The 948-nt window shown below is 35.5% G+C and carries 1 protein-coding gene; it reads right to left on the bottom strand.

Going from position 1 to position 948, the window contains the following annotated elements:
• The coding region (locus B5V89_RS19840; RefSeq protein ID WP_108073715.1) for an IS256 family transposase at positions 1 to 877 on the bottom strand (877 nt) is incomplete at its 3' end.
• Between the last annotated feature and the right edge of the window lie 71 nt (positions 878 to 948).

Raw genomic sequence — 948 nt, 5'->3', positions numbered from 1 at the left:
CCACTTCAGCCTGTTCGAGCGTATAAGCTTTGTATACTTTCTTTAAATCATCCATTACCACTTTACGATTTTTAGTTGGGACATACTTCATATTATTTCGTAATTGGTGGATAACACATGACTGAATAGTAGTATCTGGAAATGTTGCATTAATAGCTTCGGAGAAGCCAGAAAGCCCGTCTTTACAAGCGATTAGGATGTCTTCGACACCACGGCTTTTGAGCTCCTGACAAACATTTAGCCAAAAACTAGCACTCTCATTTTCACCTATCCAAATACCAAGGATGTCTTTGACTCCATCAGTATTAATACCTAAAACTGTATATGCAGCTTTACTAACAATTCTATTTTCATGTTTCACTTTAAAGTGAATCGCATCCAAAAACACAATTGGATAAACAGGGTCTAGTAGACGAGACTGCCATTCATAAACAAGAGGTAATATCTTATCCGTAACTTTACTTACCAAACTTGGAGAAACATTCACACCGTAAATATCCTTCATGTGACTTTCAATATCTCTAGTCGACATTCCTTTTGAATACAGGGTTATAATCTGGTCTTCCAGCCCATTGATGGATGTTTCGTATTTTTTAATGATTTGAGGTTCAAAATCTCCTTTACGATCTCTTGGTATGCTTAATTCGGTCTCACCAAACTTACTTTTAATCGTCTTTTTACTATACCCATTTCGGCTATTTCCCGAGTTATTGCCCCTTGAATCGTGTTTTGAGTAACCTAGATGATTCTCGATTTCTGCTTCAAATACCTGTTGAAGAGTCTCCTTAAAAAGATCCTTAATCATGGCATGTATATCGTCAACAGTTTCACATTGACCAGCCAATTCCCTGATTGTCATGTCCTTAAAATTTTGCATTAATGATCATCTCCTAGTTATAATTATTAGAAAATTATGACCATTTACACAAAATTTTATACATTCTCTTA

Source organism: Heyndrickxia sporothermodurans, assembly GCF_003055045.1.
Classification (GTDB): Bacteria; Bacillota; Bacilli; order Bacillales; family Bacillaceae_C; genus Heyndrickxia; species Heyndrickxia sporothermodurans.
This window is presented reverse-complemented; position numbering and strand designations above follow the sequence as displayed.